Origin of the sequence: Variovorax sp. UC74_104 (assembly GCF_044055375.1) — a bacterium.
Lineage (GTDB): Bacteria > Pseudomonadota > Gammaproteobacteria > Burkholderiales > Burkholderiaceae_C > Variovorax.
In genome coordinates this window covers 1,762,871-1,780,270 of sequence record NZ_CP171978.1, presented here as the reverse complement: position 1 = coordinate 1,780,270, position 17,400 = coordinate 1,762,871, and the positions used below count along the sequence as shown (strand labels likewise).

General features: G+C 65.5%; 15 protein-coding genes and 1 pseudogene. 7 read left to right on the top strand and 9 right to left on the bottom strand.

What is annotated here, in order from left to right:
- Window positions 1-215 precede the first annotated feature (215 nt).
- Window positions 216-845 carry a 2-hydroxychromene-2-carboxylate isomerase gene (locus ACHMXA_RS08335; RefSeq protein WP_395320023.1) on the bottom strand — a complete coding sequence of 210 codons (630 nt, stop codon included), beginning with the start codon at window positions 843-845 and terminating at the stop codon, window positions 216-218.
- An 85-nt stretch (window positions 846-930) separates the two neighbouring features.
- Here ACHMXA_RS08335 and ACHMXA_RS08330 point away from each other — a divergent pair, with 85 nt between their 5' ends.
- The 4 genes from ACHMXA_RS08330 to ACHMXA_RS08315 all read left to right on the top strand — a co-directional run bounded on the left by ACHMXA_RS08330 (window position 931) and on the right by ACHMXA_RS08315 (window position 6,135).
- Window positions 931-2,136 (top strand): MFS transporter, encoded by a 1,206-nt coding sequence (locus tag ACHMXA_RS08330; protein ID WP_395320021.1) that lies wholly within the window; start codon window positions 931-933, stop codon window positions 2,134-2,136.
- A 105-nt stretch (window positions 2,137-2,241) separates the two neighbouring features.
- Entirely contained in the window at window positions 2,242-4,758 is a 2,517-nt protein-coding gene (locus tag ACHMXA_RS08325; RefSeq protein ID WP_395320019.1) for a penicillin acylase family protein, read from the top strand.
- Window positions 4,759-4,798: 40 nt separating this feature from the next.
- Window positions 4,799-5,359, top strand: coding sequence for a hypothetical protein (locus ACHMXA_RS08320; protein ID WP_395320017.1), 561 nt, complete (start codon window positions 4,799-4,801; stop codon window positions 5,357-5,359).
- 44 nt (window positions 5,360-5,403) lie between these two features.
- The gene (locus ACHMXA_RS08315; RefSeq protein WP_395320015.1) at window positions 5,404-6,135 is read left to right on the top strand and encodes a CPBP family intramembrane glutamic endopeptidase; all 732 of its coding nucleotides are present in this window, start codon (window positions 5,404-5,406) and stop codon (window positions 6,133-6,135) included.
- 10 nt (window positions 6,136-6,145) lie between these two features.
- Here the strand turns inward: ACHMXA_RS08315 and ACHMXA_RS08310 are convergent, their stop codons facing one another.
- Complete coding sequence (locus ACHMXA_RS08310) at window positions 6,146-6,712, bottom strand: DUF3455 domain-containing protein (RefSeq protein ID WP_395320013.1); 567 nt, start codon at window positions 6,710-6,712, stop codon at window positions 6,146-6,148.
- Between the two features lie 280 nt (window positions 6,713-6,992).
- Here ACHMXA_RS08310 and ACHMXA_RS08305 point away from each other — a divergent pair, with 280 nt between their 5' ends.
- A complete protein-coding gene (locus ACHMXA_RS08305; protein ID WP_176667809.1) occupies window positions 6,993-7,979 on the top strand; it encodes a tripartite tricarboxylate transporter substrate binding protein in 987 nt (328 codons plus the stop codon).
- A 134-nt stretch (window positions 7,980-8,113) separates the two neighbouring features.
- On the opposite strand, the gene ACHMXA_RS08300 is transcribed toward ACHMXA_RS08305, so the two are convergent.
- The gene (locus ACHMXA_RS08300) at window positions 8,114-9,451 is read right to left on the bottom strand and encodes an MFS transporter (RefSeq protein ID WP_395320010.1); all 1,338 of its coding nucleotides are present in this window, start codon (window positions 9,449-9,451) and stop codon (window positions 8,114-8,116) included.
- A gap of 260 nt (window positions 9,452-9,711) precedes the next feature.
- On the opposite strand from ACHMXA_RS08300, the pseudogene ACHMXA_RS08295 reads away from it, so the two are divergent.
- Window positions 9,712-10,651 (top strand): annotated as a pseudogene (locus ACHMXA_RS08295) (LysR substrate-binding domain-containing protein).
- Between the two features lie 51 nt (window positions 10,652-10,702).
- On the opposite strand, the gene ACHMXA_RS08290 reads toward ACHMXA_RS08295, so the two are convergent.
- From ACHMXA_RS08290 to ACHMXA_RS08265, 6 genes are all read right to left on the bottom strand, one after another.
- The gene (locus ACHMXA_RS08290; protein ID WP_395320008.1) at window positions 10,703-11,473 is read right to left on the bottom strand and encodes an ABC transporter permease; all 771 of its coding nucleotides are present in this window, start codon (window positions 11,471-11,473) and stop codon (window positions 10,703-10,705) included.
- Between the two features lie 2 nt (window positions 11,474-11,475).
- A complete protein-coding gene (locus ACHMXA_RS08285; RefSeq protein ID WP_395320006.1) occupies window positions 11,476-12,249 on the bottom strand; it encodes an ABC transporter ATP-binding protein in 774 nt (257 codons plus the stop codon).
- On the bottom strand, window positions 12,246-13,238 hold the full coding sequence (locus ACHMXA_RS08280) for an ABC transporter substrate-binding protein (protein ID WP_395320004.1): 993 nt from the start codon (window positions 13,236-13,238) through the stop codon (window positions 12,246-12,248). Before ACHMXA_RS08280 ends, ACHMXA_RS08285 begins: the two co-directional genes overlap by 4 nt.
- Window positions 13,239-13,267: 29 nt before the next feature.
- Window positions 13,268-14,035, bottom strand: a complete 768-nt coding sequence (locus ACHMXA_RS08275) for an alpha/beta fold hydrolase (protein ID WP_395320002.1) — start codon at window positions 14,033-14,035, stop codon at window positions 13,268-13,270.
- Window positions 14,032-14,997 carry an isopenicillin N synthase family dioxygenase gene (locus ACHMXA_RS08270; protein WP_395320000.1) on the bottom strand — a complete coding sequence of 322 codons (966 nt, stop codon included), beginning with the start codon at window positions 14,995-14,997 and terminating at the stop codon, window positions 14,032-14,034. Before ACHMXA_RS08270 ends, ACHMXA_RS08275 begins: the two co-directional genes overlap by 4 nt.
- Before the next feature lie 188 nt (window positions 14,998-15,185).
- Entirely contained in the window at window positions 15,186-16,136 is a 951-nt protein-coding gene (locus tag ACHMXA_RS08265; RefSeq protein ID WP_395319998.1) for a LysR family transcriptional regulator, read from the bottom strand.
- Window positions 16,137-16,296: 160 nt separating this feature from the next.
- On the opposite strand from ACHMXA_RS08265, the gene ACHMXA_RS08260 reads away from it, so the two are divergent.
- On the top strand, window positions 16,297-17,328 hold the full coding sequence (locus tag ACHMXA_RS08260; protein WP_395319996.1) for a porin: 1,032 nt from the start codon (window positions 16,297-16,299) through the stop codon (window positions 17,326-17,328).
- Window positions 17,329-17,400 lie beyond the last annotated feature (72 nt).

The window sequence follows — 17,400 nt, the reverse complement described above, 5'->3', positions numbered from 1 at the left end:
TCCATCCCCTTCCATCCCTCCGATTCCCGCCAGGCAGTGCCCGTGGGCAGCCTCGAGTTCGCCTTCTGCGTGGCGCCCGCGCACCCGCTCACGCACCCGGGCCGGCCAGCCGCATCACGGATGAGCTGAAGCGCGGCACGCCAATCGAGCGGATCACCCGCAAGCGGATACCGGCGCTGCTGCCGCGGCCGGCCTTTTGAAGATGCGGGGAGCGCTCAGCCCGCCGCGCGCAGCTTGTCCAGCGCCCGGTCGAGGAACGCGAGCCGGTCCTGGCCCCAGAAGCGCTCGCCGTTCAGGATGAAGGTCGGCGCGCCGAACACGCCCGCTTCGACCGCCTCGGCGCTGTTGGCGCGGTACATCGCCAGCACCTCGGCCGACTGCTCCATCGCCTGCAGCGAAGCGCCGTCGTAGCCGTTCTCGTCGGCCACGGCGATACGCACCTCGGCCTTCGAGGTGTCGCGCTCCTCGGCCCACAGGGCGCGCAGCAGCGCGTGAGACAGCGGCTGCGCGTCGAGGCCCCGCAGCTGGGCGGCGATCACCATCCAGCCCGGGTACTTGTTCCAGTTGGGATCGGTGGGCGCGCCCTTGGGGTAGTGCGCGGGCGCCAGGTTCATCGGCATGCCGAGGTAGTCGCTCCAGCGTGCGAGTTCGAGCGCGTGGTAGGTGCGGCGCGGCTCGGGCCGCGTCTTCAGCGGAATGCCGCCGGTCTGCGGCACCACCGCCTGGAAGTCGTAGGGCTTGAGCGTGAGCCGCACGTGGTGGCGGCGCACGATGTCCTGGAGCTGCGGGCCGCCGAGGTAGGCCCAGGGAGAGGAGAGGCTGTAGTAGCAGTCGAGCGCGATCATGTTTCGATTATCTTCAGCGCATGCCCGCCCTCGCCGCGCCTTCCACCCTTCTCCCCTCGGGGTCTGCGCGGGACATGACGGCGCGATGAAGTTCCCGGCCTTTCTCTTCTCGCTGTTCCTCTCCAGGCTCGCCGACCAGATCCTGCTGTTCCTCGTGCCGCTGGTGGTGTTCCAGGTGACGCAGGACGTGGCCTGGTCGGGCTATGCCTTCGCGGCCGAGACGCTGCCGCGTTTCCTGTCGTTCCCCGTCTGCGGCGCGCTGTGCGACCGCGTGTCGCCGCTGAAGCTGCTGCGCGGCAGCCAGATTCTTCGCGCGCTGGTCTGCGTGCTCGGCGTGCTGGCCAACGAGGCGATCGGCGGCATCGGCTGGCTGGTGGGGCTGTCGGCGGTATGCGGCGTGCTCACTACCCAGGGCGTGATGGCGCGCGAAGTGATGCTGCCGCAGATCGCCACGCAGCACGGCTTCGACAAGGTGCTGGCCTATGCGCAGACAGCCGAGCAGACCGGCACCGTGCTCGGCCCGCTGGTGGCCGCGGCGCTGTTCGCGCTGTGGCCGTGGCAGGCGGTGGTCGGCGCGGCGGCCGGCTTCTTCCTGCTGGCCGACGCTGCCACCTCGTATTGGCGCCGCGGCAACCCCGTGCGGTTGCACGAGCCGCAGGGCGCGCCGGGCCACTTCCTGCAACCCATCGTCACGGCCGTCGGCCACGTGCTGCGGCTGCCGGGGCTGCTGCGCCTGACCATGCTCACCTCTGGCGTGAACCTGATGCTGGGCACCACGCTCGCATCCGCGGCCGCGATGGTCACCGGGCTGCACCAGCGCTCCGCCACCTACTACGCCTGGCTGCAGACGCTCGGGGCCGTGGCCACCATCGCGATCCTGCTTGCGATCATCCGCGGGTCGATACCGCTCAGGCGCATGGGCGTCACCGCCTATGCACTGATCCTGGCCGGCGGACTGCTCACGGCCGCGAGCACCAGCCACTGGGGCTATGCGGCCGGCTTCCTGCTCGTCGTCGGCTTCGACAAGATGTTCAGCATCTACATCCGAATCCACAGGCAGCGGATCATTCCGGCGCACGACTACGGCAAGACCACCGGCGTGATCGTGCTGCTGAACAACCTCACGCAGCCGCTGGCCGGGCTGATCGTCGGCGCGTTCGCCGATGCGGCGCGCACGCGCGGGGTGATCTTCTCGGTGTGCCTGCTGGTGGCGGCGATCGGCGTTGCCGCCGCCACGAAGAGCGGGAAGAGCAGGAGCGCCGGCCCATCGCCACCTCCAGGCAGTCCGTAGCTTCAGCATTCCTTCAGCACTGCTTCAGCGCGTGCCAAGCTTGGGTTTCTATCGTGCCTGAGGGCCGCTGCAGGGGGCAGCGGCCGACTTCGATCAGGGTACGACATGAACTCTCGGGACTTGCGCTCCTCGCCTTCGACTTTCGCCCGGCCATCCGAAAGCCGGCGGGCCTGGCGGCTCGGCCTTTGCGTCAGCACCGCCGCGGCGCTGGCTGCGTGCGGCGGCAGCAACAGCGGTGGTAGCAACTTCGGCATTGGCATCGGCAATGGGGTTGGCAGCAGCAGCGGGCCCGGTGTGCAGGAAAGCGCCGCTCCGGGCAACAGCTACAAGGCCGGGATCCGCCGCACCGCCCACGGCATTCCCCATATCGAGGCCGATGACGAGAAGGGCATCGGCTACGGCGTGGGCTATGCGTACGCGCAGGACAACTTCTGCGTGCTTGCGGAGCACTTGGTCACCGTGCGTGGCGAGCGCTCCCGGTACTTCGGCGAAGGGGCCCTGCCCGCATCGGGGCAAGGCACGCTGCCCGCCAATGTTTCCTCCGACCTGTTCTATCGCCAGCACAACGACGACGCCAGCCTGCGCACGGCCTGGAGCGCCTACAGCGAACCGGTCAAGGCGATGTTCAAGGGCTTTGCTGCGGGCTACAACCGCTACCTGCGCGAAACGGGGGCGGCGGGCTTGCCGGAAAGCTGCAACAACAAGACCTGGGTGCGCGCGGTGGAAGAGGCCGACCTCGTGCGCCTGATGCGCGACTACGCCGCGCTCAACGGACTGGCCGACACGGCGCCCTTCCTGGCCCAGGCTTCGCCGCCCGGACGCGCGGGCAGTGCCGCAAAGACTGCGCCGCAGCCGTCGGAGCAAGCCTCGCAGACCGCGCTGCTGGCCATGGTGGGCAAACCCAGCACAGGCAGCAATGCGATGGCCCTGGGCAGCGACGCCACAGCCAACGGCCAAGGCCTGGTGCTGGGCAACCCGCACTTTCCGTGGGCCGGCGTGCTGCGCCTCTATCAACTGCACCTGACCATTCCGGGCCGCATGGACGTGATGGGCGCAAGCCTGCCCGGCCTGCCGATCGTGGGGATCGGCTTCACGCGCGACTTTGCCTGGACACACACCACCAACACCGCCGCGCGCCTCACCCTGCACCAGCTGCGCCTGGACCCGGCGGACCCCACGCGCTACATGGTGGACGGCAAGAGCAAGGCCATGGAGCGCAAGGTATCGAAGGTCGACGTGCTGGAATCCGACGGGCGCATCGCCGCGCGCGAGCACGCCTACTACGCGACCGACTTCGGCACGGTCATCGCGCTGGGGCCGCTGCGCTGGGACAGCCAGTACGCCTACACCGTGCGCGACGCCAACACCGACAACCACCGACTCGCCGACCAGTGGCTGGCCATGAACCAGGCCCGCTCGCTCGACGAGCTGAAGGACTCGGTGCTGCGCATCGTGGGCAACCCCTGGAACAACACCCTGGCTGCCGACGCTGGCGGGCGCACCCTGTTCATGAGCGCGACGCCCACGCCGAACATCTCCGAAGCGATGCTGGCCGGCTGCGAGGTCGCCGGCGCCAACGTTGACCCCGAGGCGCTGAAGAGCCTGCCGGCCCCTTTGCTGCGAGGCGACACCGCGCGCTGCCAGTGGGCGAACGACCCCGCCGCACCGCAGGCCGGCATCTTTGCCGGCAAGTTACTGCCGCTGCTGGAGCGCCACGACTACGTACAGAACTCGAACGACAGCGCCTGGCTGACCAACCCGCAGGCGCCGCTCGAAGGCTTCTCTCCGCTGGTGAGCATCGCGGGCTCCCAGCAGGGCCTGCGCACCCGGCAGGGGCTGGCCTGGCTGCAGGCCACCCTGCAGCCGCGCAACGGCTTGCCCACGCGGCGCGTATCGCAGGACCAGGTCGAGGCCATGGTGCTGGACAACCGCGTGTACCTGGCCGAGCTGGTGCTGGCAGACATGCTTTCCCTGTGCCCGGGCGAAAGCGGCTCGCCGCAAGCCTCGGCCGACCTGAAGCAGGCCTGCTCGGCGCTTCAGGCCTGGGACCGCACGGCGGGCCTCGACGCCGGCATCGGCTACGGCTACCTCGAAGATTTCGCGCTGTCTTTCCTGCGGCAAACGCCGGGCGCCTGGCGCGTGGCGTTCGACCCCGCCGACCCCGTGAACACGCCGCGCGGCCTGCGCGTGGAGCAGCCGGAAGTGGCGGCCCAGGTCCGCGAGGCCATGGAGGCCGCCGTTCGCAACGTCGCCGCGAAAGGCTGGGCTCCCAGCCAGCGCTGGGGCGACATCCAGGGCGCGACGCGCGGCGCCCGGCGCATTCCCGTACCCGGCGGAGACGACGAACTGGGCGTCTACAACATGATGATCAGCGTGGACACCAAAGGGAACGGGCTGCGCGAGGCCGTTCACGGGACCAGCTACCTGCAGTCGGTAGGATTCACGGCACAGGGCCCGCGCGCCAAGGCCTTTCTCGCGTACTCCCAGTCGACCAACCCCGACTCCGCCTGGTTCGCCGACCAGACCGAACGGTTTGCCCGGCGCGAATGGGTGGAACTGCCTTTCACGCGCGCACAGATCGACGCGCAAACGGACACGGCGCTCAAGGTGATTGCCGAATGATCGCTCGGCCAACATCAGCATCAGCACTGGAGATCGACCGATGAAGCCCCTTCCCGCCGCCCTCATGACCCTGGGCGCACTGCTGTGCATGCCAGCGGTCCACGCCCAGCACGCCCACGGCGCGCACCGCCCCCCATCTGAAGCGCCGCAACCCGGGCAAGCCTCCAGCCCTTATGCGGGAATGCAGGACCGCGCCATCAAGGCGTTGTCGGCCCAGCAGCTTTCAGAGCTTCGCGAAGGAAAGGGCATGTCGCTGGCGCTGCCGGCCGAGCTCAACGGCTACCCCGGCCCTTCGCACACGCTCGAACTTGCCGATCGACTGGAGCTGTCGAACGAGCAGGCGCTGCGGGTCAAGACGCTGTTCGCCCAGATGAAGCAGGAAGCGGTGACTGCCGGCGAGGCCGTCATCGAAGCCGAACAGGCGCTGGACCAGCTCTTCAAGTCGAGGCAGGCCACGCCGGACGCCCTCAAGGCCGGCACCACCAGGGCAGCGCTCGCGCAAGGGCGACTGCGAGAAAGCCACTTGCGATACCACCTTGCCGTGGCCGATGTGCTTTCCCCCGCGCAGATTGCGGCCTACAGCCGCTTACGCGGCAATTGACATCCACAACAAAAGAGGCCATCCGGCTCGCAGGAGGAAAAATCTTGAATCGACGAGTATTTGCAGCGGCCTGGTGCGCGGGCCTTCCCGGCGTGATCGTGGTCGCATGGCTTGGCTTGCCCGAGATCCTGGCGGGCAAGGCGCTGCCGGTGCCGATGTGGGTATTGAGCCTGGCCTCGGGCATACAGACCTCTCTGCTGCTGGCGATTGCGGCATTCGCGGGCACCAGACTGGCGCCCGGCGTCGGCCTTCAGGCGCCGGCACTGTCGGCGCTGGCCGAATCGAGGGCGCCATGGAGCGCGCTCGGGAAACAGCTCGTTCCCGGCCTGTGCGGCGGCCTGCTCGGCGGTGCGCTCCTGTGGGCCATCTCGCGCCTTGCGGCCGACGTGGCCGCGCCGCTGCAGGGCGTGACGCTGCCCGCCGTCGTGCGCTTTCTCTACGGCGGCATCACCGAGGAAGTGCTTGTGCGCTGGGGCCTGATGAGCGCGATGGCCTGGGTCTTGTGGCGCGTCGTGCAGCGAGATCGCTCAAAGCCATCGGACTGGGTCTTCTGGGCAGCCATCGCAGGCAGCGCGCTGCTGTTCGGCGCGGGGCACCTGCCGGCGGCCATCGCCATGGCGGGCGCGCCGAGTGCCGGCCTCGTCGTCTACATCGTCGGGGCCAACGCCGCGTTCGGCATGGTGGCCGGCTACCTCTTCTGGCGGCACGGCCTGGAGGCGGCAATGATTACCCACCTCCTGGCCCATGCCGTGCTCATGGCCCTTCAGCCGCAGTAGCCGCGCCTCGTCAGGACGCCTTCCAGAAGATGTAGTCGGCCTGGTACTTCACGATCTCCTTCTGGCCCTTGTTGGCCGGCGTGCAGGCAACGCCCGTGGGCGCCACGCCGCCTTGCAGCGCCACGCGCTGGATGTAGGTCACGCCCGTCATCGCGCCGGTGCCCGTTGCCGGATTTGCCTTGACCAACTGGAACGGCAGGCTCGTCGGGCCCGAAGGCGCCACCGCCAGCTGCGTGGCCGTGAGCTTGGAGCCGTCGTTCGACTCCCACGTGGCCGGCGGGCCGTAGTACTTGCCGACCTGCTTGCCGCCGCGGTCCCACAGCTTGGCGTCGGGGCCGACGAACACCCATTCGGTCTGGCCGGGCGCATTGGCCTTGTCCTTGCACTCGTAGGCGATGTCGCCCTTGCCCACGGTTTCCATGGCGACCTTGTTGCCTGCGGGCACCTGGATGGTCGGCGGCAGGGTCGACTGGTTGAACGCAGGGGCCATGGAGCCTGAAGACATCGAGCCGCATGCGGTGAGCAGTGCAACGGCCGAGGCGGCGCCGAGCGCGGCGATGGGACGGGTGGTGTGCATGAAGGTTCTCCTGGTTGTAGGTAGATGGACGGACGGCAGCAGCTCCTCGCTGCTGGGACCTCTACGCACCGGAGACCGGTTTGGATGCAAAGGGGCGAGAAATTCGTTCGCGCGACTGCGCCAACTGGAAAACTCATTTGCGCCCCCGCGGCTTCCTCGCGCCGAGACGGCGTCCTAGAGTTCGCCGCGAAACGCAGTGAAACGCCGCCAGGCCCCTCCCGGCGCGAAAGAGCCTTCCTTTCATCACATGGCCCCCGGCCGCATAACGGAGACAGACGACATGTTGTTCCCATCGTTCCTTGCCAAGACCTTCGCGCCGCTGGGCGGCATCGCCGTCGCCGCAATGCTCGGCGCCGCTCCCGGCGCGCAGGCGCAGAACGCCTATCCCAGCAAGCCCATCCGCGTGGTCGTGCCATTCCCGGCCGGGACTGCCCCCGACGTCATGGCGCGCTTCTGGGGCGAGCGCCTGTCCCAGCAGGTGCGGCAACCCGTCGTCATCGAAAACCGCGCGGGAGCAGCCACCATCGTCGGCACGCAGGCCGTGGCCGCTGCGCCCGCCGACGGCTATACGCTGCTCTACACCGCCAGCGGCACCGTGACCATCAACCCCTACGCCTACAAGAAGCTGCCCTACCAGCCGGCGGACCTGGTGCCGCTGACACGGATGCTCACCATTCCGCTGGTGGTCTCGGTGCCCGAATCGTCGGCCTACAAGACCCTGGCCGACCTGATCAAGGACGCGCAGGCCCATCCGAAACGGATCAACTTCGCCTCGTATGGCGTGGGCACGGTGCCGCACCTGTCGATGGCCTACTTCGCCAACAGCGCCGGCATTGCGCTCAACCACGTGCCCTACCGCGACGGCGGCATGACCGACCTCGTTGGCGGGACCGTCGACGTGGCCTTCTCGCCCAGCGCCGACGTGCTCCAGTTCATCAAGACCCGCAAGATCAGGCCCCTGGCCGTCTCCAGCAGCAAGCGCCTGGAGAGCCTGCCCCAGGTGCCGACGGTGGCCGAATCCTTTCCCGGGTTCGAGGGAGATTCGTGGCACGGCGTCTTTGCCCTCAAAGGCACGCCGCAACCCGTCCTCGATCTGATTGCCACGACTTCGCGCAAGATCGCCGAGTCAGACGAGTACCGCAAGCAGCTGCGCGAGCTGGGGATGGTGCCCGCCGGCGGGAGCCCGGAGCAGTTTGCCGCGCTCATCGCGGCCGAAGGGCAGCGCTGGGCCAGGGTGGTGAAGGACAACCAGATCACGCTGGACTAGGGATTGTTCACACGACGGCAGGCCATCGGCGACGAGCGGCCGCTGCAAACCAGGCTCCCCCCGGATGGCACGGGGTGCTGGCGCGCAACGGCGGCGAGAGCCTCCTTGAACGAGGCCCCTCGTCAAACGGCTAGCTAGCCTCTGCCCCGCACGACCTGTGCCGCCAACGTCAGCACCGCGAACGCCAGGATCACGCCCACCCCGGGGTAAAGCATCTCCAGCCGAGTCCCGGGCGCAATCGCCGCAGTCAGCACCGCCAGCCCGCAAGCCCCGCCCACCTGCAGCGAACTGTTCAGCAACCCGGCCGCCAGCCCCTGCTCGTCGTCGGCCACGCCGTTCGTGCCCGCCACCATCAGCGCCGAGATGCTCAGCGCGAACCCCAGGCCCCACAGCACCGAAGCCGGCAGCAGCACGCCCCACAGGTCAGGCTCCGGCCCGATGCGCAGCATCAGCAGGTAGCACGGCACGAAGGCCAGCAGGCCGACCATCAGCACGCGCGTCACGCCGAAGCGGCTGATGAGCGCGCCGATCTTCGGGCCGATGAGCACCACCATCAGCCCCGCCGGCAGCAGCACCAGCGCCATCTGCCACGGCTTCCAGCCCTGGATGTTCTGCAGGTACAGCGCGATCAGGAACTGGAAGCCCATCGCTCCGCCGTACAGCAGCGCGGCGCTGATGTTGGCGGCCACCAGACCGCGGTTGCGGAAGATGCCCAGCCGCACCAGCGGCTCTTGCACCGTGCGCTCGATGACGACGAAAGCCATCAACAGCGCCGCAGCCACCGCGAAGCCGACGACCGTGCGCGGCGACGACCAGCCCGCCTCTTCCACCGACACCACGGTGAACACCATCAGCAGCATGCCGGCCACCAGCGTGACGGCGCCGCCGATGTCGAGGCGCTGCCGCTGCGCTCCTTTCACGCGCGGCGCATCGGGCGGCAGGTAGCGCAGCGCGGCCAGCAAAAGCAGCACCGCGACCGGAATCGGCAGCACGAAGATGTAGCGCCAGTTCAGCGCCGCCAGCAGCCCGCCGATGAGCAGGCCCGACGAGTATCCCGAGGCCTCGAACAGATTGAAGATGCCGAAGGCCTTGTTGCGCGCCGGCCCTTCGGCAAAGGTGGTGGTCAACAACGACATCGCCGCCGGCCCCGTGAAGCCAGCGGCCATGCCCTTGACGAAGCGCGAGACGATCAGCAGCCCCGCGTCGGTAGCGAAGGCGCCGCCCACCGACACCAGCGCGAACACCGCCAGCCCCGCCACCAGCACGCGCCTGCGGCCGAACAGGTCGGCACAGCGTCCGCCCAGCAGCAGAAAGCCGCCGAAGGCCAGTATGTACGCGCTGACCAGCCACTGCGCCGTGGCCGCGCCGATGCCGAAGGCCTGCTGGATCTCGGGGATTGCCACCGCGATCATCGAGATGTCGAGCCCGTCGAGCAGAATCACGCCGCTGAAGATGAGAAGCGCGATCCACATTCGCGCGGGCCAGTGCAGGGGGTCCTTGTTTCTCTCCGTCGCGGCGACAACATCAATAACAACAGCAGCGCCCTCATCGTCAGGGCGCGCGTCGCACGGGTTCAGGCTGGCAGACATTCGATGGCTCCAATCAATCGATCTATCGATTCATTCATGGTTTCTTGATTGGCTCGATCGTCCTGCGCCCGCCTTGCAATGAGAAACGAGTAGTTCTCAACGAACCGTCAAACGGAGCTTGAAGATCGATGGCATCCACGCCGATGACGAACAACAACAACCGCATGCTCCCCGGCACGCGCGCCCTGCGCACCTTCGAGGCGGCCGCGCGGCACCGCAACTTCACACGCGCGGCCGACGAGCTGGGGCTCACGCCCGCGGCCGTGAGCTACCAGATCAAGGAGATCGAAGACCAGCTCGGCGTGGAGCTCTTCACGCGCACCAGCCGGCGCCGTGATGTTCGAAGCCACCGCCGATGCGCTCGACACCCTGCACCGCGCCGCCGGTCGCGCGCGCAAGCTCACGCGCAGCGCGGCGCAACTGCGTGTGTCGCTGAGCGCGCGCTTCGCCACCAACTGGCTGCTGCCGAGGCTGCCGAAGTTCAGGGCCGCCAACCCCGGGCTGGAGCTGAGCTTCGACATCACCGACGAACTGCGCGACTTCGAGGCCGACGACATCGACATCGCCATCCGCTTCGGCACCGGCAGCTATGAAGGCGCGCGCGCCGACCGGCTGTTCGACACACTCATCGTGCCCGTGTGCAGCCCCAGGCTCATCGAGACCGGCCCGCCGCTGAACGAGCCGCGCGACCTGCTTCGCCACGACCTCACGCTCTGCCATGTCGACTGGAAGACCGACACCATGACCTGGCCCGACTGGCGCATGTGGATGGCCGCGGCCGGCGTGGACGACGAGGACATCGACGACAGCCGCTTCGTGGGCTTCACCGATTCGAGCTTCGTGGTGCAGGCCGTGCTGGAAAGCGGCGCCGTGGGGCTGGCAGACCTAGACCTGATCGCGGGCGACCTGGCGCAGGGGCGGCTGGTGCGGCTGTTCGACGTCGGCGTGCGCATGGCGCAGCCGTATGCGTACTACCTGGTGTGTCCGCAGGAGAGCGGCGAGGACACACGGGTCGTGGCATTTCGGGAGTGGATGCTGGGGGAGATGAGAGGTGAACTCGGGCAGCCTGACGATCACGACTGACTCGAAGATCCCCAGCCAACCCTCCAGCCTGAGAGGCGATTTCGTGAATCCTCACTGCCAGGAGACAAATCGACGATGCAGAAGGTCGACCAATCCATAGAGCAAAAGAGAAATCACGACCAGGATGGTGAGAGAAGCGAAAGCAGTAGGAACCTTGAACGAAGACGTCGAAAAAAGGATCAGGTAGCCCAATCCCGTCTCGGCGGCGACGAACTCCGCGACCACCGCGCCAATGATGCTTAGCGTCACGCCAACCTTGAGCGCACCGAATATGAAGGGCGCCGCATAGGGAAGGCGAATCTGAAGGTATTGGCGGCGGATTGGCGCCCGCAGGGACCGGGACAACTCCACCAACTCGGGAGGAACAGCCGAAAGTCCGGTTGCCGTTGCAATCACGATCGGAAAGAAGGTGATGAGCGTCGTGATCACGACCTTGGGCAAGCTGCCCGTTCCGAGAGTCACCACGAGAATGGGCGCGACGGCGATGATGGGCGTGGATTGAATGACCACCAGCCAAGGAAGGACAAGACGGGACAGCAACCTCGACTTGACGATTCCGATGGCCAGAGGGAGTGCGATCAAGATTGCGCAAAAGTAGCCGGTCAATGCGACCGACAGCGTCGTCCAGGCGTGCTCGATCCAGCGATGCAAGTTCATCTCGACCATGCTTGCGCCGATCGCACTGGGCGCAGGCAGTATGAACTGGGGTATTTGTAGCGCCCGACAGGCCAGCTCCCACACCGCCACGACCCCGATGAACACGACGATTGCAAGATGCCGGTCCATGGCTGCTAGCAACAGATTCTTTCTGCGTTCGCTCATCGTCACTCCTTGCCACGGCTGAAAAGTTTGATCCGCATCTCGTTTGCCATGGCATTGAATGCCGGATCGGCAAGCGTATCGATGGTTCTCGGACGCGCGAAGGGCACCTCGATGATCTCCGCGACTCGACCGGGTCGTGCGCTCATGACGACAATGCGGTCCGATAGCAGCAAGGCCTCCTGGATCGAATGCGTCACGAAGACGACCGTCTTCGGACGCTCCGTCCAGATGCGCAGGAGCTCAAGGCTCATCTCGTCGCGAGTCAAGGAGTCCAGCGCCGAGAACGGTTCGTCCATCAACAGGATGTCCGGGTCGTGCAGCAAGGAACGCGCGATGGCGACGCGCTGCTGCATTCCACCCGACAGCTCGCTGGGGTTCCGCTCCGCGAAATCGGCCAGGCCTGTCATCGAAAGCAGGTCGCGTGCGCGTTTCCGGTCACGATCATCGACTCGCCCATGTTTGTGTTTCATGGGAAAAGTGATGTTGTCCACCACATTTGCCCATGGAAGCAGCGTAGGTCGCTGGAAGACCATGCCGATCTCATCGCGAGGCTCCAGGACCGGCATGCCGTAGATCTTGACCTCCCCCTCCGACGGCCGTAGAAGCCCGGCGATCAAGCGCAGGATCGTCGACTTTCCGCAGCCCGAGGGACCAATCAGGGAAACGAACTCGTGGCGGCGCAACTTCAGGTCGACGTTCTGCAGCGCAGTCACCTTGGAGCCGTCGCGGCCGACGAAAGTCTGTCCAACATCGTGGATGCTGATGACATCGTTCATCGGCCGAGCTTCGAAAGGAACGAGCGATCGACCAGGGATTCCGGCTTCACCTTGTCCGGAGGGTAGTTCATGGACCTGGACACCCAGGTCCAGGTTGCCTCGAGAAGCTTCGGCTCGAATGCTCCAAAACCATCGCGTTTCGAAACCGGGTTGTCGATCAGCGGAATGGAGGCACGAAACATCGCCGCAGCCACCTTGGGATCCGTCTCAGGCACTGCCGCCTTGAGATCGGCAGCCGCCTTGTCCGGGTTCTCGATCGAGAAGCGAATGGCCTTGGCCGTCGCCCGCAGGAACTTCGCGAGAACCTCCGGGCGTTCCCTGATCAGCTTGTCCGAAGCGTAGATGCTCATGCCATAGCCGTCCAACCCGTACTTCGACCACTCGATGACCGAGAGCTTCTTGTTGGTCTGCTTCAGGGCTTCGTCGAACTGCGGGACCACGGTTGTCCAATTGATAGTGGCATCCACCCGCCCCTGCGCGAGCATCGGTGCCTGCGCGCTCGGATCGACCTTGACCGTCTTCACCTTGCCGGGGTCGATGCCATTGGCCCGAAGAATGACGGGCCACAGCACGTTGGAGGACGAGAACGTGGGCATTGCCACGGTCTTTCCCGCCAGGTCCTTGAGTTCGTTGACTCCGCTTCCGGCGATGGTGAAGAGCGCGTCGGGTTGCACGGAGTAGACCGACATCACGGCCTTGACCGGGATCGGCGACTCGGCGGCCGCCATCATCAAGGAAGCAAGAGCACCGTTGCAAACGTCCGCAGCGCCAGTCGCAACTTTCGTGATGGCGTCCGAAGATCCCCGGCCTGGAACGACGGATACATCCAGGCCTTCAGCCGCGTAGAACCCTTGCTTGAGCGCGACGTATGCAAAGGCCTTGTCGCCGTTGGGCAGCCAGTCCAGCTGAAAGGTGAGCCGTTCGGCAGCACAGGCCGTGATGGACGCCAGCGCAAGAGAGGTTGCCGTGAGAAATGTCTTGATGTGCATGAGAGAGCTTTCGGTCGGATGTCGAGTGTCTAAGTGCGAGTGGTCGCAGGGACGGTCGCGAGGGCTGCCGCCAACTGCAGCGTCAGCTCTTCGGGATTCGCAAGTTGAGGAACGTGCCCGCAATCCAGTTCGACACGATGTGCGCCCGGAACGAGTGCTTGCATGCACCTTTGCATCACCAGCGGGATGGAGCGATCCTGCAGCGCTTCCACATAGACGCGGGGCACCTGTCCTGCACGCTCGGCGGTCCACTCGACAGAGATTGCCCGGCCGGCCTCCGCCTGGGGCCTGAGCAGGGACGCGGCTCTCCGGGCAGCGCCTTCTTCGCAGTCTTGAAGGAAGAAGGACAGCGCAGCCGCCTCGGGGACGTAGCTGAAGCGGCGATCCGGCGTCCATGCCAGGTGGGGCCCGATGCCGCGAAGATCTTGCCCAGGATGATCGCAGGCTGCCTGCCTGAGCAACTCTGCGTAGGTCAAGCCGGATGGCAGCATCATGCCCGCGAGGTAGACGAGGCACTGGATCTTCCTGGGGATGCGCTCGGCCACCGCGGTCGCTATCAGCCCGCCGCCGCTGTGCCCCACCAGAACGACTCGCTCCCCGACCGACTCGACCTTTGCGACGACATGATCGACATACGCCACCAGGCTTGCCGGACCGGGCGCTCCCCATCCGTTTCCCGGCAGATCCAGTGCGTGCGCATGCCACCCTCTGGCATGCAGACACGGCAACCAGGCGTCGAACGCCCAGCCTCCCTGCCAAGCGCCGTGGATGAGTACGAGATGGCGGTTCATGCTCATCCGTACGTGCGCTTGTAGCAGTTCACGATATGTTGCTCGACCGTGATCGGCTCGTGCTTCGATTCCTCGCCGTCCTTCAGGCAAGCGGGGATGCACTCGACGACCCAGTCGTAGTTGCCCGTGAAGAAGAATGGGACGGAGTGCCGCTCTCGGCCCGACCGGTTGATGACCCGGTGCATGGTCGACTTGTAGCGGCCGTTGGTCCAGCGCTCGATCAGGTCGCCTATGTTCACGACGTAGGTTCCAGGTATCGGAGGTGCGTCGGTCCATCTGCCCGTGTTCGCGGGTTGCACCTGCAGGCCGCCTGCCTCGTCCTGAAGGAGGAAGGTCAAGGCACCAAAGTCGGTATGCGCACCGCACCCTTTCTCATCCGGCTGCGCCACGGCGGGCTGCGGTGGATAGTGAAGCAATCGCAGGTTGGCTGCCGCGCCGTCGAGAAAGCCGTCGAAATGGTCTTCGGGCAACTCCAGCGAAAGGGCCAATCCGCGCATCATGACGCCCCCGAGCCGATACAGGGCATTGAAGTAATCGGTAGTGACCACCCTGAAGTTCGGCATATCGGCGGGCCATTGGTTCGGTCCGTGGTTGAACTTGCCGGCTATCACCGACGGGTGGTCATCGGGAAGTTCGATGCCCAGGTAATAGCTTTCCTTGAGGTCCGGAGGCGCGCCGGTTTCAAGCGTCTGCGCACGTAGAGGCTCATAGCCTCGATTGCATCGAGAAAGAGCCTTCGACACCTGAAGCTTCTTCGGTTCGGGTTGGTCGAAGAACGCAGCGGTCTCCGCCAGAACCTTGCGGATCAGCTCGGCATCGATCCCGTGATTCTTGATATAGAAGAAGCCGCTGTTCTCGCACGCCTTGCGCAGGTCCTGCGCAACCGCCTTGCGCTCAGCAATGTCATCCGAATACAGCCCTCCGATATCGATCAAGGGGACCGTAGCGTGGTCGATAGATTGGTTCATAGCTGCCTGTGTGGATGGAATGTGTCGCCATCCTAGGAACGATTCAGTGCGGCAGATAGCATCGAATATCGCTCGTGCCGTTGCCTAATGCGCAACACCAGTCCTATCGAGAAATTCGACCCCCAGACAGGTGCGCGAGAGCGATGTGATTTGCTAACAATCGCACCAGCATCGAGCTTTTTTGACACTCACCGTGCCGATGCACCATCAAGAGAACTCGGCTGCCAAACCTCTTCGGCCTCGCGCCGGGCGATTTCCTCCGATAACGCGCGAAGAAGAGCATCCAGGGCGGGTGGCAGCCATCGTCCATCCCGCGCATACACGCCGAGCTCCGAGACAATCGGCATGGGCCCGACGAGGGGAACATGCGCCATGGTCCCTTCTCTCATCTCCTTCTCGATGCCAACCCTGGTCTGGAAGGCAAGGCCGACGCCCCTGATGGCCATTGTTCTGGCAAGCTCGACCGAAGCGCTTTCCAGCACCACCGTCAGTGGTCGCTTGTGATTGATGAGGAACGAGCGCATCTGGGCGTACATCGACAACGACGGGCCTGGCAGGATCAATGGGTAGCGCGAGCAGTCGGAAAACGACACGCTCTTGCGCTTCGCAAGCGGATGCGCGGTCGGCATGATGACGCCGAGGTTGAACTTGCCAACGGCATACTGGCGCAGCAGCTCGGATCGCTGAACGTTGTAGCCAAGAGCCAGGTCGGCATCGCCATCGACGACCGCCTGCGCGACCTGACTCGACCCTCCGGTCACGACCGAGATCTTGACCATCGGATGACGGGTCGCCATTGTTTCCAGGACGTTCGGAAGCACGTCGGCATTCACGCCCTCGACGGCTGCAATCTTCACCTCGCCCCTGCGAATTCCGCGCAGTGCATCCAGTTCGCTGACGAGTCTGTTCTGGTCCTGGAGAACCGTCGTCACGTGGCGCGCGAACAGCTCGCCCACGGCGGTCAATCGCATGCCGCCGACGAGCCGGTCGAAAAGCGGCGAGCCAATCTCTTGCTCGAGCTGAAGGAGCTGGCGGTTGACTGCAGACGCCGAGACATGAAGGTGTCGGGCGGCCTCCCTGATGGACTTGCACCGGCGGATCATGTCGAAGTACTTGAGGGTTCTTGCGTGGATGTGCATGGCAGTCGGCTCGGAGCGTAGGCGCGGCTGTGCGCGCGATTCACCGCCTCCGCGATATTCGTGCCCGATGCGAAATGCGCAACGGGATGGAACGAATTTGCTGCTATCGCCGGCGATGTGTTGTTCCTAGCATCCGCGGCTTCACGACCTTGAATGCCTCATGCGCTACACCTCCAACTCGCGCACGCCCACGCCATGCGCCTTCCTCCCCTCGCGCGCATCCGCCGCCAGCCTCGCCCTGTGTGCGGCATCTCTGCTTCATGCGTCCCCCGCACGCGCCCAGTCGTCAGTCACGTTCAACGGGCTTGTCGACCTCAGCATCGGAAGCACCCGAGCGGCCGGATCGAGACATGCAACGAGCAATGTTTCAAGCGGGAGCCTGACGACCAGTTGGTATGGCATCAAGGGCATCGAAGACCTTGGCGGCGGATGGGCAGCCATCTTCCAGCTCGAGGCCTTCTTTCGGGCCGACGACGGTGAACAGGGGCGATACGCAGGCGACGCCTTCTGGAGCCGCAGCAGCTTTGTCGGCATCTCGAACCCGAACTGGGGTCGATTGACCTTTGGCCGAAACGCGACCTCGTTGTTCTCCAACTCTGTCCTGTTCAATGCAGTAGAGGGATCGTTCGGCTACTCACCGACCATTCGGCACTATTTCAGAAGCGGCACGGTGACCGGCGACAGCGTGTGGAACGACTCGATCGTTTACATCAGCCCGAGCATGTCCGGGTTTACCTTCAACGCCTCTGCGTCACTCCCTGAAGGCAGCGGTGGGCGCAAGGTCGGCGCCGGCGCCACCTACATGCGCTCCGGTTTCGGTCTTGGAGCCACGTGGCAGAAAGCGAGGAATGGCGCCACGGGCCAGGACACAGAGACCTGGCAACTGAGCACGTCATACGATTTCGGCGTCGCGAAACTTTTCGCTCAAACCGGGCGAGTCAACAACCAGTCCACACGGAACCGATTTGACATTCATGGGATGGGCCTGTCCGTACCACTCGGGCCGGGCCGGGTCTTTGCCCAGTATGGTGTTCTCCTCGACGCCGCAGCAGCCGACCGTCGTACCGTGACCCTGGGCTACAACCATTTCCTGTCGAAGCGGACCGATGTCTATGTGGCCGGCATGAGCGACCGTGTCGACGGCCTTTCCTCGGGTCGTTCCTTCGCACTGGGATTGCGACATCGGTTCTGAGCGGGGCCCGCTCAAAGCGGAGAATCGAACGCCTCCGCACGCAGTTCTTTAAGTCCGCATTCCTTGCGTGCC